The 14,390-nt window shown below is 61.5% G+C and carries 18 protein-coding genes; 7 read left to right on the top strand and 11 right to left on the bottom strand.

Features of this window, described 5'->3' with window-relative positions; genetic code table 11:
• The first annotated feature begins 3 nt into the window (after positions 1-3).
• Positions 4-951 (top strand): YihY/virulence factor BrkB family protein, encoded by a 948-nt coding sequence (locus tag Q8L25_RS26745; protein WP_308922272.1) that lies wholly within the window; start codon positions 4-6, stop codon positions 949-951.
• A gap of 299 nt (positions 952-1,250) precedes the next feature.
• Here the strand turns inward: Q8L25_RS26745 and Q8L25_RS26750 are convergent, their stop codons facing one another.
• From Q8L25_RS26750 to Q8L25_RS26760, 3 genes are all read right to left on the bottom strand, one after another.
• The gene (locus Q8L25_RS26750) at positions 1,251-2,438 is read right to left on the bottom strand and encodes an AI-2E family transporter (protein WP_374694208.1); all 1,188 of its coding nucleotides are present in this window, start codon (positions 2,436-2,438) and stop codon (positions 1,251-1,253) included.
• An 82-nt stretch (positions 2,439-2,520) separates the two neighbouring features.
• A complete protein-coding gene (locus Q8L25_RS26755; RefSeq protein WP_152244645.1) occupies positions 2,521-2,832 on the bottom strand; it encodes a BON domain-containing protein in 312 nt (103 codons plus the stop codon).
• Positions 2,833-2,912: 80 nt separating this feature from the next.
• Entirely contained in the window at positions 2,913-3,476 is a 564-nt protein-coding gene (locus Q8L25_RS26760) for a hypothetical protein (protein ID WP_308922273.1), read from the bottom strand.
• Positions 3,477-3,755: 279 nt separating this feature from the next.
• On the opposite strand from Q8L25_RS26760, the gene Q8L25_RS26765 reads away from it, so the two are divergent.
• From Q8L25_RS26765 to Q8L25_RS26775, 3 genes are all read left to right on the top strand, one after another.
• Entirely contained in the window at positions 3,756-4,196 is a 441-nt protein-coding gene (locus Q8L25_RS26765; protein WP_308922274.1) for a glycine zipper 2TM domain-containing protein, read from the top strand.
• A gap of 72 nt (positions 4,197-4,268) precedes the next feature.
• Positions 4,269-4,421, top strand: a complete 153-nt coding sequence (locus tag Q8L25_RS26770; protein WP_065307223.1) for a DUF3309 family protein — start codon at positions 4,269-4,271, stop codon at positions 4,419-4,421.
• Between the two features lie 53 nt (positions 4,422-4,474).
• Positions 4,475-4,792, top strand: coding sequence for a hypothetical protein (locus Q8L25_RS26775; protein WP_308922275.1), 318 nt, complete (start codon positions 4,475-4,477; stop codon positions 4,790-4,792).
• 3 nt (positions 4,793-4,795) lie between these two features.
• Here the strand turns inward: Q8L25_RS26775 and Q8L25_RS26780 are convergent, their stop codons facing one another.
• On the bottom strand, positions 4,796-5,932 hold the full coding sequence (locus Q8L25_RS26780; protein ID WP_308925815.1) for a patatin-like phospholipase family protein: 1,137 nt from the start codon (positions 5,930-5,932) through the stop codon (positions 4,796-4,798).
• Positions 5,933-6,257: 325 nt separating this feature from the next.
• Between Q8L25_RS26780 and Q8L25_RS26785 the strand changes: the two genes are divergently transcribed.
• Complete coding sequence (locus Q8L25_RS26785) at positions 6,258-7,418, top strand: Fic family protein (protein ID WP_308922276.1); 1,161 nt, start codon at positions 6,258-6,260, stop codon at positions 7,416-7,418.
• 57 nt (positions 7,419-7,475) lie between these two features.
• On the opposite strand, the gene Q8L25_RS26790 is transcribed toward Q8L25_RS26785, so the two are convergent.
• From Q8L25_RS26790 to Q8L25_RS26815, 6 genes are all read right to left on the bottom strand, one after another.
• On the bottom strand, positions 7,476-7,814 hold the full coding sequence (locus tag Q8L25_RS26790; protein WP_308922277.1) for a hypothetical protein: 339 nt from the start codon (positions 7,812-7,814) through the stop codon (positions 7,476-7,478).
• A gap of 77 nt (positions 7,815-7,891) precedes the next feature.
• Positions 7,892-8,278, bottom strand: coding sequence for a phage holin family protein (locus Q8L25_RS26795; protein ID WP_308922278.1), 387 nt, complete (start codon positions 8,276-8,278; stop codon positions 7,892-7,894).
• Positions 8,279-8,294: 16 nt separating this feature from the next.
• Positions 8,295-8,597, bottom strand: a complete 303-nt coding sequence (locus Q8L25_RS26800; RefSeq protein ID WP_094446027.1) for a YqjD family protein — start codon at positions 8,595-8,597, stop codon at positions 8,295-8,297.
• A 57-nt stretch (positions 8,598-8,654) separates the two neighbouring features.
• A complete protein-coding gene (locus tag Q8L25_RS26805) occupies positions 8,655-9,191 on the bottom strand; it encodes a ferritin-like domain-containing protein (protein WP_308922279.1) in 537 nt (178 codons plus the stop codon).
• A gap of 118 nt (positions 9,192-9,309) precedes the next feature.
• Positions 9,310-10,209, bottom strand: a complete 900-nt coding sequence (locus tag Q8L25_RS26810) for an OmpA family protein (protein WP_308922280.1) — start codon at positions 10,207-10,209, stop codon at positions 9,310-9,312.
• Between the two features lie 18 nt (positions 10,210-10,227).
• Positions 10,228-10,632, bottom strand: coding sequence for a DUF4398 domain-containing protein (locus Q8L25_RS26815; protein ID WP_308922281.1), 405 nt, complete (start codon positions 10,630-10,632; stop codon positions 10,228-10,230).
• Between the two features lie 284 nt (positions 10,633-10,916).
• Here Q8L25_RS26815 and Q8L25_RS26820 point away from each other — a divergent pair, with 284 nt between their 5' ends.
• Positions 10,917-13,004, top strand: coding sequence for an AsmA family protein (locus Q8L25_RS26820; protein WP_308922282.1), 2,088 nt, complete (start codon positions 10,917-10,919; stop codon positions 13,002-13,004).
• A 166-nt stretch (positions 13,005-13,170) separates the two neighbouring features.
• Positions 13,171-13,389, top strand: a complete 219-nt coding sequence (locus tag Q8L25_RS26825) for a glycine zipper 2TM domain-containing protein (protein ID WP_065307233.1) — start codon at positions 13,171-13,173, stop codon at positions 13,387-13,389.
• A 71-nt stretch (positions 13,390-13,460) separates the two neighbouring features.
• Here Q8L25_RS26825 and Q8L25_RS26830 read toward each other — a convergent pair whose 3' ends face one another.
• Complete coding sequence (locus Q8L25_RS26830) at positions 13,461-14,216, bottom strand: Crp/Fnr family transcriptional regulator (RefSeq protein WP_374694329.1); 756 nt, start codon at positions 14,214-14,216, stop codon at positions 13,461-13,463.
• Positions 14,217-14,390: the final 174 nt, after the last annotated feature.

The raw sequence follows: 14,390 nt of genomic DNA on the forward strand, positions 1-14,390 counted from the left end.
CGCATGACTATTTCTAGCCGCAATCCCCGCCTGGCCAGGCTGGCGCCGCTGGGCAAGACGATGCGCAGCGTCATCGTCTGCTCCGTTACCGAATGGCTGGAACACCGCGCGTCCAGCAAGGGCGCCGCGCTCGCCTATTACACTCTGTTTTCCGTCGCTCCCATCCTCGTGCTGGTGATCGCCATCGCCGGCTTTTTCTATGGCCAGTCCGCCGCGCGCGGCGAACTGATGGCCCAGCTGCAAGGCTTGCTCGGCACGCAGGGCGCCGAAGCGATCCAGCTGGTGCTGGCCGGCGCCCAGAACCACGACCAAGGCCGCATCGCCACCCTGATCGCCGGCGCCCTGCTGCTGTTCGGCGCCACCAGCGTGTTTGCCGAGCTGAAGGCCAGCCTGGATGAAATCTGGCAAGTACCGGCTCTGAAGGAATCGGGCGCCTGGGACATGCTGCGCACGCGCCTGCTGTCGTTTGGCCTGGTGCTGGTGCTGGCCTTCCTGCTGATGGTGTCGCTGGTCATCAGCGCCGCCATGGCGATCCTGGAAAATTACTGGGAAGGACACTGGAAAGACGCCGCCGTGCTGTTTTCCGTCCTGTCGAACCTGATCGGCTTCGGCGTGATCGCCTGCCTGTTTGCCGTCATCTACAAAATGCTGCCGCGGGTGCGCCTGTCGTGGCGCGACGTGATGATCGGCGCGCTCGGCACGGCCTTCATGTTCTCGCTGGGAAAATACGCGATCGGCGTGTACATCGGCAACAGCGGCGTGGCCAGCAGCTATGGCGCGGCCGGCTCGCTGGTGGCGCTGCTGATCTGGATTTACTACTCGGCGCAGATCTTTTTCCTCGGCGCCGAATTCACGCGCCAGTTCACCTTGCAACTGGGCAGCATGAAAGACGCACCGAAAACGGAAGATGGCGACCTGGTGACAAAAGTATTGAAGCGGCACCAGTCGTGATGTGATTAACAGCACCACGCAAAAACGGCACCCGAGGGTGCCGTTTTCCGTCATGCGCCAACAGTCGGATAAAGCCACTGTCGCCCGCAAAGGCTCCCGGGCCAAGCGGACCTGAAAAATGTCGAGGGCAAGGCGCAGCGACGAAGACAGTACGCATGTACGGCGAGGAGCTGCAACGCCGCCATCGGCATTTTCTCGGGCCCGCGCCTTCGGCCCGCCATTTTCAGTAATCCGACAACATTGTTGGCATCACTGGTGGTGTCGGGTTACGCCCTTCGGGCTAACCCGACCTACCCCACCTACTCTCCCAGCAACTCCGCCACCACTTCCATGCCCTGCACGCGCTCGGCCACCACCTTGACGATGACGATGATGGGCACGCCCAGCAACAAGCCCCAGACGCCCCACAGCCAGCCCCAGAACAGCAGGCTCACAAACACCGCGGTCGGGTTCATGCGGGCGATGCGCCCGGTCATCCAGGTGGTGACAAAGGTCCCGACCAGGGTGGCGATGCCGAGCGAGGTGGCCATCACCAGCAAGACCATCTCCAGCGATTCGAACTGCAGAAAAGCAACCAGGCCGGTGGCGATGGTGATCAACAGAGGGCCGAAATAGGGAATGATGTGCAGCAAGCCGGCCATGATGGCCCAGGCGCCCGCATTTTCCAGGCCGATGAAATGCAGCACCACCCACATCAGCAGCGCCAGCAAGACATTGGTGACCAGCAGCATGAACATATAGTTCTGGATCGAGGTGTTGATATCTTCCAGGATATGCACGGTGACTTTTTTGCGGCTCAGCGACGGCCCTGTCAGCTTGACCAGCTTGCGCTTGAAGGTATCGCCCGACAGCAGCAAAAAGAACACCAGGAAAATCACCATGGTGGCCTGGCTGACAAAACCCATCAGGCCCAGCGAACCGGCCCATACCCAGTCCATGATCTTGAAATTCGGGCCTTCGGCGGCGGCGGCGCGGCGCACGTTGCGGCGCGCTTCGGCGCCGGCGGCCACCTGCTCGATTTCATTGGCCACCGCCTGCATCTTTTGAAACGTGCTTTCCTTGCCGCCCGTGTTGGCGGCGATCAGGCGCGCCAGCTTGTGCGTGGCGGCCGGCAATTCTTCGACGATGGATTCGAATTCACCCTGCACGCGCTCGATGACGACGATGGAGCCGAACAGGATCAGCGCGGTGACCACGGTGGCGCCGATGGCCCGCGGCAAGCGGATTTTCTCCAGCCAGGCGACGAGCGGATTGAGGGTATAGGCAATGAAGATGCCGAAGATGACGGGTATCAGGAATTTCTGCGCCCACTGCAGCGCATAGACAACACTCACAGTGGCGATGATGCCGAGCGCCAGGCCACGCGCATTGACATGCAGCGGCAGGCGCAAGGCGGGGTCAAGCTGAGGCTCCACAGGCGTGCTTGCAGGTGGCTCGGCAGGAGCGGCGGCAACCGGCTTGGGAGGAAGTTCGGCTGGGTGGTTCATGAGACTCCCGCTACGGTCTGTGGATGGCCAAAGCGCCTGCCATCATGGCAGGCGCTTCGGCGGGACGGACAATGACTTGAAATTACTTGACGCGAATATCGTTCTTGACCGATTTCACGCCTTTGACGCCGCGGGCGATTTCGCCGGCTTTGGCGGCATCACCTGGCTGGGCAACGAAGCCGCTCAGCTGTACCACGCCCTTGAAGGTTTCGACGTTGATTTCGGTGGCTTTCAGGGTCGGCTCGTTGATGATGCTGGCTTTCACCTTGGTGGTGACCAGTGCGTCGTCGACGTATTCGCCCGTGCCTTCCTTGGTTGGGGTCGAAGCACAGCCAGCAACGGCGAACAGGGAAGCAACGAACAGGCCGGTAGCGATAGATTTGGTGAATTTCATGGTATTTTCCTTAGGAGTGGTCAATCAAGGGTGCTCAAAATGAGCTTCTTATTACAGTTCAATTCAAGCGTTTGAAACGCTTAATAGCCGAACTGGGTTTTTGCAGCCTTTACACATTCGTCCTTGGCTGCGCCGGCCAGTGCATCGCACTTTTCAGTGGCGACCTTGTACTCGGCTTTTCTTTTGTCTTCACGCGCATCGCTGCGCGCTTCGATGACTTTCTTGTCCGCCTTGGCATCGGCCAGGGCCGCCACCTTGGTCGACTTGGCCAGCTTGACGCAGACATCCTTGTCGTTGCCGGTCAGCGCATCGCAGCGCTTGAGGTCGACGTCATAGTTGGCATCGGCAATCTTGACGCGGGCCTTGGTGTAGGCGCGCAGGGTATTCGTGTATTGGGCCTGGGCCACCGCTTCGTCATAGGCACGCACGGCTTTCGCTTCGGCGATGCAGACATCTTTCGGGTTGCCGGTGATTTTTTCGCACTCGGCGTGGGCGGCCTTGTAGTTGACGCCAGCCTGGTCGTTGGCCGTTTTGTAGGCGGCCTTCGCTTCCGGCGTGGCGGCCACTGCGGCGCTGCCCCATGCTGCACAAGCCAGGCCCACGAGGACGGCGGCGAAGGTCTTGCTGATATTTTTGTTATTCATGTGATGCTCCCTGGTAGATGAAGATGATCTTTTGCCGATCTGCGTGGCATGACTACCGTTTTACGTGGATCGCCGGCGACGTTCTGTACGCTGCCGTACACAAGCTGGCTAATTTCACATCGCAAGGGAAACAGGGGACAAATAACCACAAATGAAGGGAGCGGCCCATGCCGGATATGGAAATCAGGCAACAAATAAGTACGTGCGGCAGCGTACAGACCGCGGCATTCGCCCTGCCTAAGATGAGCTCATGCACTTTAACAACGTCAGGAGAATAAAATGAAAACCAACGCCACCTTGGCTGCACTGATGCTTGCCGCGACCGCCGTACTGAGTGGTTGCGCCAGTACCGCCCCATCGCAAAACTACAATGGCTCGCAGCCTGAATCGGCCACCTATGGCACCATCGATTCGATCCAGGCCGTCCAGGGCCGTGCACAAACCAGCGGCGCGGGCGCGGTGGTCGGCGGTATCGCCGGCGCCCTGCTGGGCAGCAATATCGGTTCGGGCAGCGGCCGCACCGCCGCCACCGTGGCCGGCGCCGTTGCCGGTGGCGTGGTCGGCAACCAGGTCGAAGGCCGCCAGCAACAGGCACAGAATTACCAGATCAATGTACGCCTGGACAATGGCCAGTACCGCAACGTGGTGCAGGACAGCATCTATGACCTGAATCCGGGCAACCGCGTGCGCGTCATCGACGGCCGCGTCTACCGCTATTAATCCATGACGGCGTGATCGCCGCGTGATGGCCCCGCCGGGCCCTTTCCCTACCGCACACTACAAGGAGTTACCATGGGCACCATTATTCTGGTTATTTTGATCCTGGCGCTGATCGGCGTGCTGCCGACCTGGCCGCACAGCCGCAGCTGGGGCTACGGCCCCAGCGGCGTGGCCGGGCTGATCGTCGTGATCCTGATCCTGCTGTTACTGACAGGCAGGCTGTAACGATAACGAAAAAAGGCGCCGCGGCGCCTTTTTTCATTCTGAGAGGAACTACCATGAACAAGCTTGTCGCCACCCCTTTGACCGCCCTGCTGCTGGCCTGCGCCGCACCATGGTCCCTGGCGCAAACCGCGCCGCCCACCGGTACGCCGCAAGCCGGCGACCCGGCCCGCTGGTACCAGGCCGACAGCACGCCGCAAGCCCAGCTGCGCACCTTGCACAAGGAAATCGGCGCCGCCCTGGGCGAGGCAAAAAAAGCCTGCCGCCAGGAAGCACCTTCCGATCGCAGCGCCTGCCTGAAAGCCGCGCAAGACACGTATCGCCAGGACATGGCCAACGCACAGGTACTGCGCGACGCGGCCCATCCGAAATAAGGTCTATACCGTGCTGCGCTCGTACGGCGGCAGCTCGTGCACCACCAGCGGCGTGTCTTCCGTGACGAACGCCAGCCAGCCGGCCGCCTTGACGGCCCGCAGGCCATCCTGGTAGCCCTGCTCCCAGCGCCATTCGATCGAACCCTTGGAAAAATTGATGTCCTTGGCCGCCATATGCCAGTCGCGGCCCGCATACGGCAGGCGCACGATGTGCATGGTGCTGTCGCAGCCGAGCGCGATCAGCTCCTCGGTCTGCCGGCGGTTGTGGGCGTTGTCGGGCAATTTGGCGTACAGCTCGCGCAGCTTGTGCTGCAGGGTATGCGTGTTGACGTAGTCCTCGATATGGCGCTTCGAGCGCGAGGCAAACGTGACGTCTTTTTGCCGCGTCTGCACTTCGTCCAGGGTGGTCGGTTCCGGCCCTTCCGAACTCCACAGATCGACCATGAAGACCAGGGTGTCGACATGGGGCGTGTCGTCGAGCACGGTTTCCAGCGGCGTATTCGAATACAGGCCGCCATCCCAGTACAGATCGCCATCGACGCGCACGCCGGGAAAACCGGGCGGCAAGGCGCCGCTGGCGCGGATATGGTCGACGTCCAGGCGCTGGTGCTGGCTGTCGAAACTGTGCAGGCTGCCGCATTTCACGCGCAGGGCGTTGACCGACAGCCGCATGCCGGCGGGCTGGTTCAGGTAGTCGAAATCGACCAGTTCTTCCAGGGTGGTGGCCAGCTCGCTGGTGTCGTAGTAGCTCGCCTCTTCGGGCGGCACGGCCAGGCCGGCGGGAAACAGGCTGAACAGGCGTGGCTTGAAGAAGCCGGGCACGCCGCGCAGCACCGTGTCGAGCGTGGCCAGCCAGATATTCGAGCGGCGCTGCGCATCGCCCACGCGCGTCATGTCGATGCTGTCGCGGTGCGACACGCGCCGCCAGAACTCCTTCAGCCGCACCAGCCGGTCTTCATGCTTGTTGCCGGCCAGGATGGCCGCATTGATGGCGCCGATCGAGGTGCCCACCACCCAGTCGGGCGCCAGCGCATGTTCGTGCAGCGCCTGGTACACGCCGGCCTGGTAGGCGCCCAGGGCACCGCCACCCTGCAGCACCAGCACGATGCGCATGCGCGCGGGATTCAAGGGATTGATCATGGTCGTCAAGATAGCTCCGGGCTCTGGCGTGCAATGGCTGCACCGTGATTCATTGTAAGGGATCGCGCGGGCAGGCGCAGGACGCATGGCATGGGTAAGGCAACAGCCGCACGGCGCACCTTGCAAGCCCGGCAGACGACATCGCACCCGAAAACCGTGATACAGATAGTTTTCCTGATGCTTTGCGACGATTTTCCAGATACTTCACCGATCTTTTCAAGTTAATAGTTTCCATAAAACTTTACAAGCAATTGATTAAAAAAGACTTTTTAGATGAAATTTGAGATAATTATTGACACCATTGTCGATAGCAAGGGTGTGTACCATGAGCAATCCCAAGTTCGAACACGTTGAACTCAAGCTATGCAACCCGACATTCGACTCGCCGCTGGTCGATGTCGTCAACGAACTGGAGCATCTCCGGCGCCTGCGACTGGGCGGCAGCACGCCGCCAGACGTGTTCTTCCAGCTCAAGCACATCTTCCACATGCTGGAAAGTCTGGGGTCGGCTCGCATCGAAGGCAATCACACCACCCTGGCCGACCTTGTCGACGCAACCATACAGGACGGCGGCACAGCTGGCGGTGGCGACCAGATGAAAGAAATCACTAACATCGAATTGGCGATGAGGTATGTCGAGCAGGCCATGGAACCGGGCGCGCCATTGACCGAAACGTTCATCCGTGAACTGCACGAGATTGCCGTGCGCACCCTGGAGCGCGAAGGGGACCAGACACCGGGCGCGTATCGGGAGGGATCGGTAAGGATTGTCATGTCGGCACATCTACCACCCGAAGCAGTTGCTGTGCCGCAGTACATGAAGGAGCTGACTGACTTCGTCAACCATGCCTCGGCGCCAAAATACGACCTGATGAAGGTGGCCCTCACACACCACCGGTTTGGCTGGATTCATCCTTTCTCAAATGGAAATGGAAGGGTCGTTCGCCTGCTGACCTACGCCTTGCTCATCAAGTACGGGTTCAACGTCAAGGATGGGCGCGTACTGAATCCGACCGCAGTCTTCTGCAACAACCGGGAGCGCTACTACCAGATGCTCGGTGCGGCGGATACCGGGACGACAAAGGGCATTGAAAACTGGTGCATCTACGTGCTGGAGGGAATTTTACTGGAGCTGCAGAAGGTGGATCGGCTGACGCGATACGACTACATCGAGCAAAAAATTCTCGTGCCGGCACTCCGCCTGTCACGCGAGCGGCAACTGATCACGCCTGACGAACACCAGGTCCTGCTGGAAGTTGTACGACTGAAAAGTGCGAAGTCGGCAGACCTGAAAAAAGTCATGCCCAAGCTGACCGACAACCAGCGCACCTATCAGATAAAAAAATTGGTGGAACTGAACATGCTGCAAGCGATCTACCCGGGCGCCAGGCAATATGCTATCCGTTTCACGCACAATTACCTGCTGCGCGGCGTCATCCAGGCCCTGACCGAAGAGGGATTCGTGCCCGGCTTCATGGAAAAATAAAAAGATTCATGCAAAAAAAACGCCGTCAATGACGGCGTTCGGGATGGTGCTGCAGTTTCAGTGCTTGCGCCGCAGCCAGCCGGCGGCAACGGCGGCGACGGCCACCAGCACCAGCGCCGGCTTGACCAGCTTCTTGCGGCCGATGAAGGACAGCGCCGTCATCGCGTAAGGCATCAGGCTTTGCAGGCGAAAGCCGCCCGGCGCCAGCAGTGATTCGACGCGGTGGCCGGCAAAGCCGCTCACCGTGTGCATCACGCCCTGCAGCATGGTTTCGGGGCGCAGCGCATGGCCCACATTGGCGCGGGCATGCACGATGCTCACGCGGTACAGTTCGCCTTCGGCAATCAATTGCCGCTTGCGCGCCGCTTGCAGCGTCATTTTGTCGTGGTCCGACATGAGTGTTTCTCCTTGGGCAGCATGGCAAAGACAAGGCCCGCAGGGAAGCGATTCCGTGCGGGCCTTGCCAGCTGGTACTAGATCAGCATGTCGCGGTCGGCCTTCAATTCAGCCATGGTGGCTGGCAGCGAAAGCTTGCCTTGACGTAGCATCGCGCGCGCGTACATGACGAGCCCGACAGCCAGCAGCAGGAACACGGCCGTCATGATCAGCAGTATCTTCCAGCCCAGACTATCCCAGGCCAGGAAGACCACCAGCACGCTGCCATAAGCGATGGCAAACAGGCCCGCCACCATCGCCAGGGCGAAAATGACGACCAGTTGCAGCAGATGGTTGCGCACTTCCGACAATTCGATGCTTGCCAGTTCCAGCCGCGACAACATCAGTCCGACCGCGTTTCTGGCCAGGCCGGCGATCGAGGCGATCAATCCCGGCCCCTGGTGAGACGAAGCAGACTTGTCCATATCGCTCCCGACTTGGTTACTTGCGGCCCAGGATAAAGCCGATCAGCACGCCGACGCCAGCGGCGAGGGCCACCGTGCGCCATGGGTTTTCTTTCACATAGCCATCAGCTTGGGATGCCAGTTCCTTGGCCGACACGATGGCGGCGGCTTGGGCTTCCTGCGCCTTGACCAGGGCGGCGTCCAGGGTTTTCATGCCCTTGACGCGCACTTCGTCGGCTTTTTCGCCGGTCAGGGCGGCAGCGGCGCTGAACAATGCCTGGGCATCTTTCACCAGGGTTTTGACATCGTTATTGACGGTGGTGATATTGTTTTCCAACATGGTTAAACTCCTCAGCGGTGGATGAATGTATTGTGGTGACAACGTTTTGACGAAAGCTTATTCCATCAGATCGCGCATGTCGTCGGCGTGCTCTTCTTCGACGGCCATGATCTTGATCAACAAGTGGCGCGTGGTCGGGTCCTTCTCGCCGATCGTGACGATCATCTGGCGGTACGATTCGATCGCCACGCGCTCGGCGATCAGATTGGCCTTGACCATGCTTTGCACGTCGTCGGAGTCATCATACTCGGCATGGCTGCGCTCAAGCAATGTTGCCGGATTAAAATCTGGCTTGCCGTTCAATTGAACGATGCGTTCGGCCAGCCAGTCGGCGTGTTCCTGTTCCTGCTGAGCATGTTCGAGGAACTCGGCCTTGATGGTGCCGTTATCACGTCCGCTCACGGTGTAGTAATGGCGCTTGTAGCGTGCAATGCACACCAGCTCGGTCGCCAGGGCGCCATTCAACATGGTGATGACTTCCTGGCGGTTTCCCTGGTAGCCTTCCGTGACGGCGCCATCGTCCAGATTGCGGGCGGCGGCGCGAATGGCGGCGGTATCGATTCCCGAAGGAGTGGCAACTGAAGTATCGGACATAATTTTCCTCTCAATTCTAGCGTGGGTATCCGCCGGCCAAACAGGGCCGGCGCTGCCTTGGTACTGCCGCGGCACAGGGCGCCTGCCCCGTGCCGCGCGTGACACCAATCAGTTCAGATTAACGACGGGCGGGAATGGCCGTGTTGTCTTCCGACAGCACGATTTCCACGCGGCGATTCAGCTGGCGATTCGCCGCCGTATCGTTGCCCGCCGCAGGGTAAGCGACGCCATAGCCGCGCGTGGCGATGCGGTCGCGGGCGATGCCCTGGCCCAGCAAGGCGTTACGCACGGACTCGGCACGGCGCTGCGACAGTTCCAGGTTATGCGCGGCGCTGCCGGTGCTGTCCGTAAAGCCTTCGATCAGCACGGTGCGCTGCGGATTGTTTTTCAGCACTTCGGCCAGCTTGTTGGCGGTGTTGACGCCGTTCGAAGTCAGGTCGGCCTTGTCGGTGCCGAACAGCACGTCGCCCAGGGTGATGATCATGCCGCGTTCGGTTTTCTTGGCGGCCAGGTCGGCCAGTTGCATTTCCAGGGCGCTAGCGCGGGCCTGGGCATCGCGGGTCGCCATTTCAGCGCTTTGCGCCTGGGCCTTGGCCGCTTCGGCAGCCGCCTGCGCAGCCTGGGCGCGGGCGGTGGCCTGGTCAGCCTGCTGGGTGCGTGCTTCGAGGCGCAATTCGTCGCGCTGCTTGCCAGCGTTGGCGACATCAGCCTCGGCGGCTTTCTGCTTGGCGACTTCCTGTGCGGTGGCGATTTTTTGCTTGGCCAGATAGGCCAGCTTGTCGACCTGCTCCTTGTCTTCCTGGCGGGTGGCGGCGGCATTTGCCGCTTCCAGCGCGGCGCTGGCGTCACGCCATTCGCGCGCCGCATAGGTCGATACCATCGGGTTCGACTGGGCGGCCATGTAGTCGCCGCGGGTCTGGTCGAGCAGGCTGGTGGTGGTTGGCGCGGAGCTGCAGGCGGCAACCAGGGCAGCCATGGCCAGCAGGCCGGGAATCGTGGTGTAGGTAGCTTTTTTCATGATGATGGGTTCCTGTTCTTATTGTTGGGGAGCTTGACTGTTGGCGCGGTTCAGTTCTTCGCGCATGACGCGGATGTTCTCGTTGATTTCGTCGGCGGCGGTGGTCGCCTTGGTCGAATTGGCCTTGCTTTGCGCCAGCTTGGCATCGGCTTGCGCCTGGTCGGCCAGCTCGCGTGCCAGCTTGTAGTCGCGGTCTTTCAGCGCCTGGTTGGCGCGCATCATTTTTTCGCGGGCCGAACGCATTTCATCGGGCGCCAGTTCGGCGGCGCCGGCGCTGGCGGCGTTGTCGAGTGCGGCACGCGATACGGCCACGTCGGCGGTGGCCGGCGTTTTCTGGCTGGCGCAGCCGGTCATCAGGACGACGGCGGTGGCGCAGGCGGCCAGGGCGGTCAGCGGGGATTTCAAAAGATCTCGGTTTGTCATTTTTTTTCTCCTGGAGAACATGAATCGGATAACTTTAGGGGGCATCAAAACTTGTGCTACGGCGCCACGCTGATGCATGAAGCGGCGCCTGATGTATGACGTTATAGCCCCTGCCACGGGCGCTATCAGTTCGGTGCCGCACATAGCGTACGAAAGCGACAATAGTCAGCGCAACAACGTGCGCCAGCGTACAAATGGACGGGAAAAACCGCGCTTTTGCTGTAGCATCGGGCATACTCCCGCACCCTGTACCGCTCGCCAGAATTATCCGGAAAGATTGCTCCATGCCTTACCTGCCGCTCCCCAAATCGCGCCGCGCGAAGATCGTCCTGGCCACCGCCGGCGTGCTGATCGCCGTGCCGGCCACCGCCATCATTGTCCTGTTGAATACCGACTGGAACCGCGCCAAGCCGTGGCTCAACGCCCGCACCAGCGAAGCGCTGGGCCGCCCGTTCGCCATCGAAGGCGACCTGGCGCTGGCCTGGCGCCAGCCGGCGTCAGCGGAAAAACAGCGCGGCTGGCGCGACTACCTGCCCTGGCCACATCTGCAGGCGCGCGATGTGCGCATGGGCAATCCGGCCGGCATCGTCGCCGATCCGCGCCATCCGCAGTCGGCCAGCGTCAGCCAGCTGGCCTTCTCGCTCGACCCGCTGGCCTTGCTTGATAAAAAGATCGTGATACCCGAACTGCGTTTCGACGCGCCGCAGCTACGCCTGCTGCGCGGCAAGGACGGCAACAACAACTGGACGTTTGAAAAACAGAACCCCGGTTCGTCGTGGCAGTTCGAGCTGCAAAGCGTGGTCTTCAGCAAAGGCACGGTGTATCTGGAGGATGGCATCACCAACTCAACCATGCGCGCCGACGTCGACACCATCGTTGACGCGCGCTACGGCATCGCCTGGACCCTGGCCGGCACCTATCGCGGCGCGCCCGTGAAAGGCAGCGGCAAGGCCGGCGGCGTGCTGTCGCTGCAGCAGCAAAGTACGCCGTTCCCGCTGCAGGCCGAGATGCGGTCGGGCAGCACCACCCTGGCCATCGACGGCACGCTGACGCGCCCGACCAGGCTGGCCGCGCTCGACGTGCTGCTGAAAATATCGGGCCCCAGCATGGCCCAGCTGTATGCCTTGACCGGCGTGCTGCTGCCGGAAACGCCGCCGTTCAGCGCGCAAGGACATCTGACCGGTGTGCTCAAGCGCGGCGGCAGCGACTGGATCTATGACAAATTCACCGGCAAGGTGGGCTCCAGCGATATCAGCGGCAGCGCGAAGTATTCCGAGCGCAAGCCGCGCAATGTGTTGACCGGCAATGTCCATTCGAAGCTGCTGCACTTGAACGACCTGGGGCCGCTGGTGGGCGCCGACAACCGCGCCAGCAAGGTGCAGCGCGGCGCGCAACTGAACCAGCCGGCCGGCCGCGTGTTGCCGATCGAAACATTCAAGACCGAACGCTGGGCCAGCCTCGACGCCGACGTGCGCTACACGGCCGACACCATCACGCGCGACGCCAACCTGCCGATCAGCCAGGTCGACACGCATATCGTGCTGAACGACAGCGTGCTCTCGCTCAACCCGCTCAACTTCAATATCGCCGGCGGCACGCTGGTGTCGCAGATCCGGATGGACGGCAGCGGCAAGACAGCGCCCGGGCGCATCGCCGCCGAACTGAAGGCGAGCGCGCGCCGCATGCAGATCAAGCAGCTGTTTCCCAACCTCAAACCATTGCAAGCCAGCGTGGGCCAGATCAATGGCGACGCGGCACTCACCGCCACCGGCAACTCGGTGGCCAGCTTGCTGGGCAATTCCAATGGCGAAGTCAAGGCACTGATCAATGGGGGCAGCGTCAGCAAGCTGCTGCTTGAAGAGATGGGCCTGAACATCGGCAGCGTGGTGCTGGCCAAGCTGTCGGGCGACAAGCAGGTCAAACTCAATTGCATGGCGGCCAGTTTCGGCGTCACGCATGGCCTGATGCAGACGCGCCAGTTCATCGTCGACACGGACGATGCCACCTTGCATGTCGACGGCACCATCAACCTGGAAAATGAAAAACTCGATCTGACCTTGCAACCCGACAGCAAGGGCGTGCGCATCTTCTCGCTGCGCGCACCGATCTATGTGAAGGGCACCTTCAGCGACCCCGATGTCAGTATCGACAAGGGCGTGGTGGCGCTGCGCGCCGGCGGTGCGCTGGCGCTGGCGGCGGTGGCGCCGTTTGCCGCCCTGCTGCCGCTGGTCAATGCCGGCCCCGGAGAACAGAGCGAATGCGCCAGCTTGCTGAACCAGGCCAGCCGCAAGCCGGTGGCGCCCCAGCCGGGCAAGACCCGTGCACGCCAGGGCGCCAAACCGAAGACCGGCGAGCGGGCCCTGCCACGCTGAGGCGCGATGTCGCATTTACATTTGTTACACCCCTATGTGCGTTGCCGAACAGATTTTAATACCTTGCAAACCTATTCTGTAACTGTGCCTGAACATTGACTGGCGTACCTTATTACCGGCCTCTACCCTGCCGGCGCCACGGGACTGAATCCAAAGGAGAACTACCATGCAAACGATTAAAAAACTCGCCGCTACCACTTCCATCGCCGCACTGGTGCTGAGCCTGACCGCTTGCGCCAATATGTCCGGCCAGGATAAAAACACCGCTGTCGGCGCCGGCATCGGCGCCGTTGCCGGCTCCGTGCTGACCGGCGGCAGCGCCGTTGGCGCAGTGGGCGGCGCCGCCGTCGGCGGCGTGATCGGTAACCAGGTCAAACCGAAGTAATCTTCGGCAAGCAAAAAAGCGGGGCGGCTACTTCGGTAGCCGCCCCGCTTTTTTGCGCCTGGCGCCTGGAGCTATACAAAAACATTGGCCATGCCGGCCGTGCCCGTATCCTTGACCAGTTCATAGCAGCGGCACGATACCGCTTCCAGCCCGGCCGAATCGAGGATCTCGATATTGCCGCGGCTATAGGTAATCAGTTTCTGCTGCTGCAGCGCGCTGGCCGCCTTGGTCACGCCGACCCGCCGCACGCCGAGGGTGTGGGCCAGGAATTCATGCGTCAGGTGAAATTTTTCCGACTGCAGGCGGTCACGCGTGATCAGCAGCGAACGGGCCAGCCGCGCTTCGAGCACGTGGAAGCGGCTGCACACGGCAATCTGGATGGCTTGCGCCAGCAGGGTGTCGGTGTAACGGTACAGCAGCCGCTGCAGCGACTCGAGCTGGGCGAATTCGGCGCAGAAATCGGCGCGCGCGATACGGCTGGCGCTGCCGGAACGCTGGACGACGGCGCGCACCTGCGCCAGTTCATGGCCCAGCGCGACGGAGGCGCCCAGCACGCCTTCGCGGCCGACCGAGCCCACTTCGAGCGTCATGCGGCCTTCGGCCACGGCCAGCAGCGAGATCAGGCAGTCGCCCGGAAAATAGATGTGGCCGATCGGCTGGCCCGGCTCGTACAGCACGTCGCCGACGTCGACCGTGACGGTATCGAACAGCGCCGACAGATGCTTGAGGTCGGACTCCGGCAGGCTGGCCAGCAGGCGGTTGCCCGCAGCGGCCGAGGCCAGACCGGAGCGGCCTGCATCACGGGGCAGGTTGATGGTAGCGGTCATTGATGGCATTGCCTTTTCCTTGGTGTCGTTACAACTCGACATAATTTTTACTTAGCCTACGGGGCCGCCTTGCGCATGTATGTACGGTGACGCACGGAAGCGAATCACGTGGCGACGCACACTCGGGGCCTCAAGCCAATAACAAGATTCAAGCAGAGATTCAGAGCGCGCCCT

Source organism: Janthinobacterium sp. J1-1, assembly GCF_030944405.1.
GTDB lineage: Bacteria > Pseudomonadota > Gammaproteobacteria > Burkholderiales > Burkholderiaceae_D > Janthinobacterium.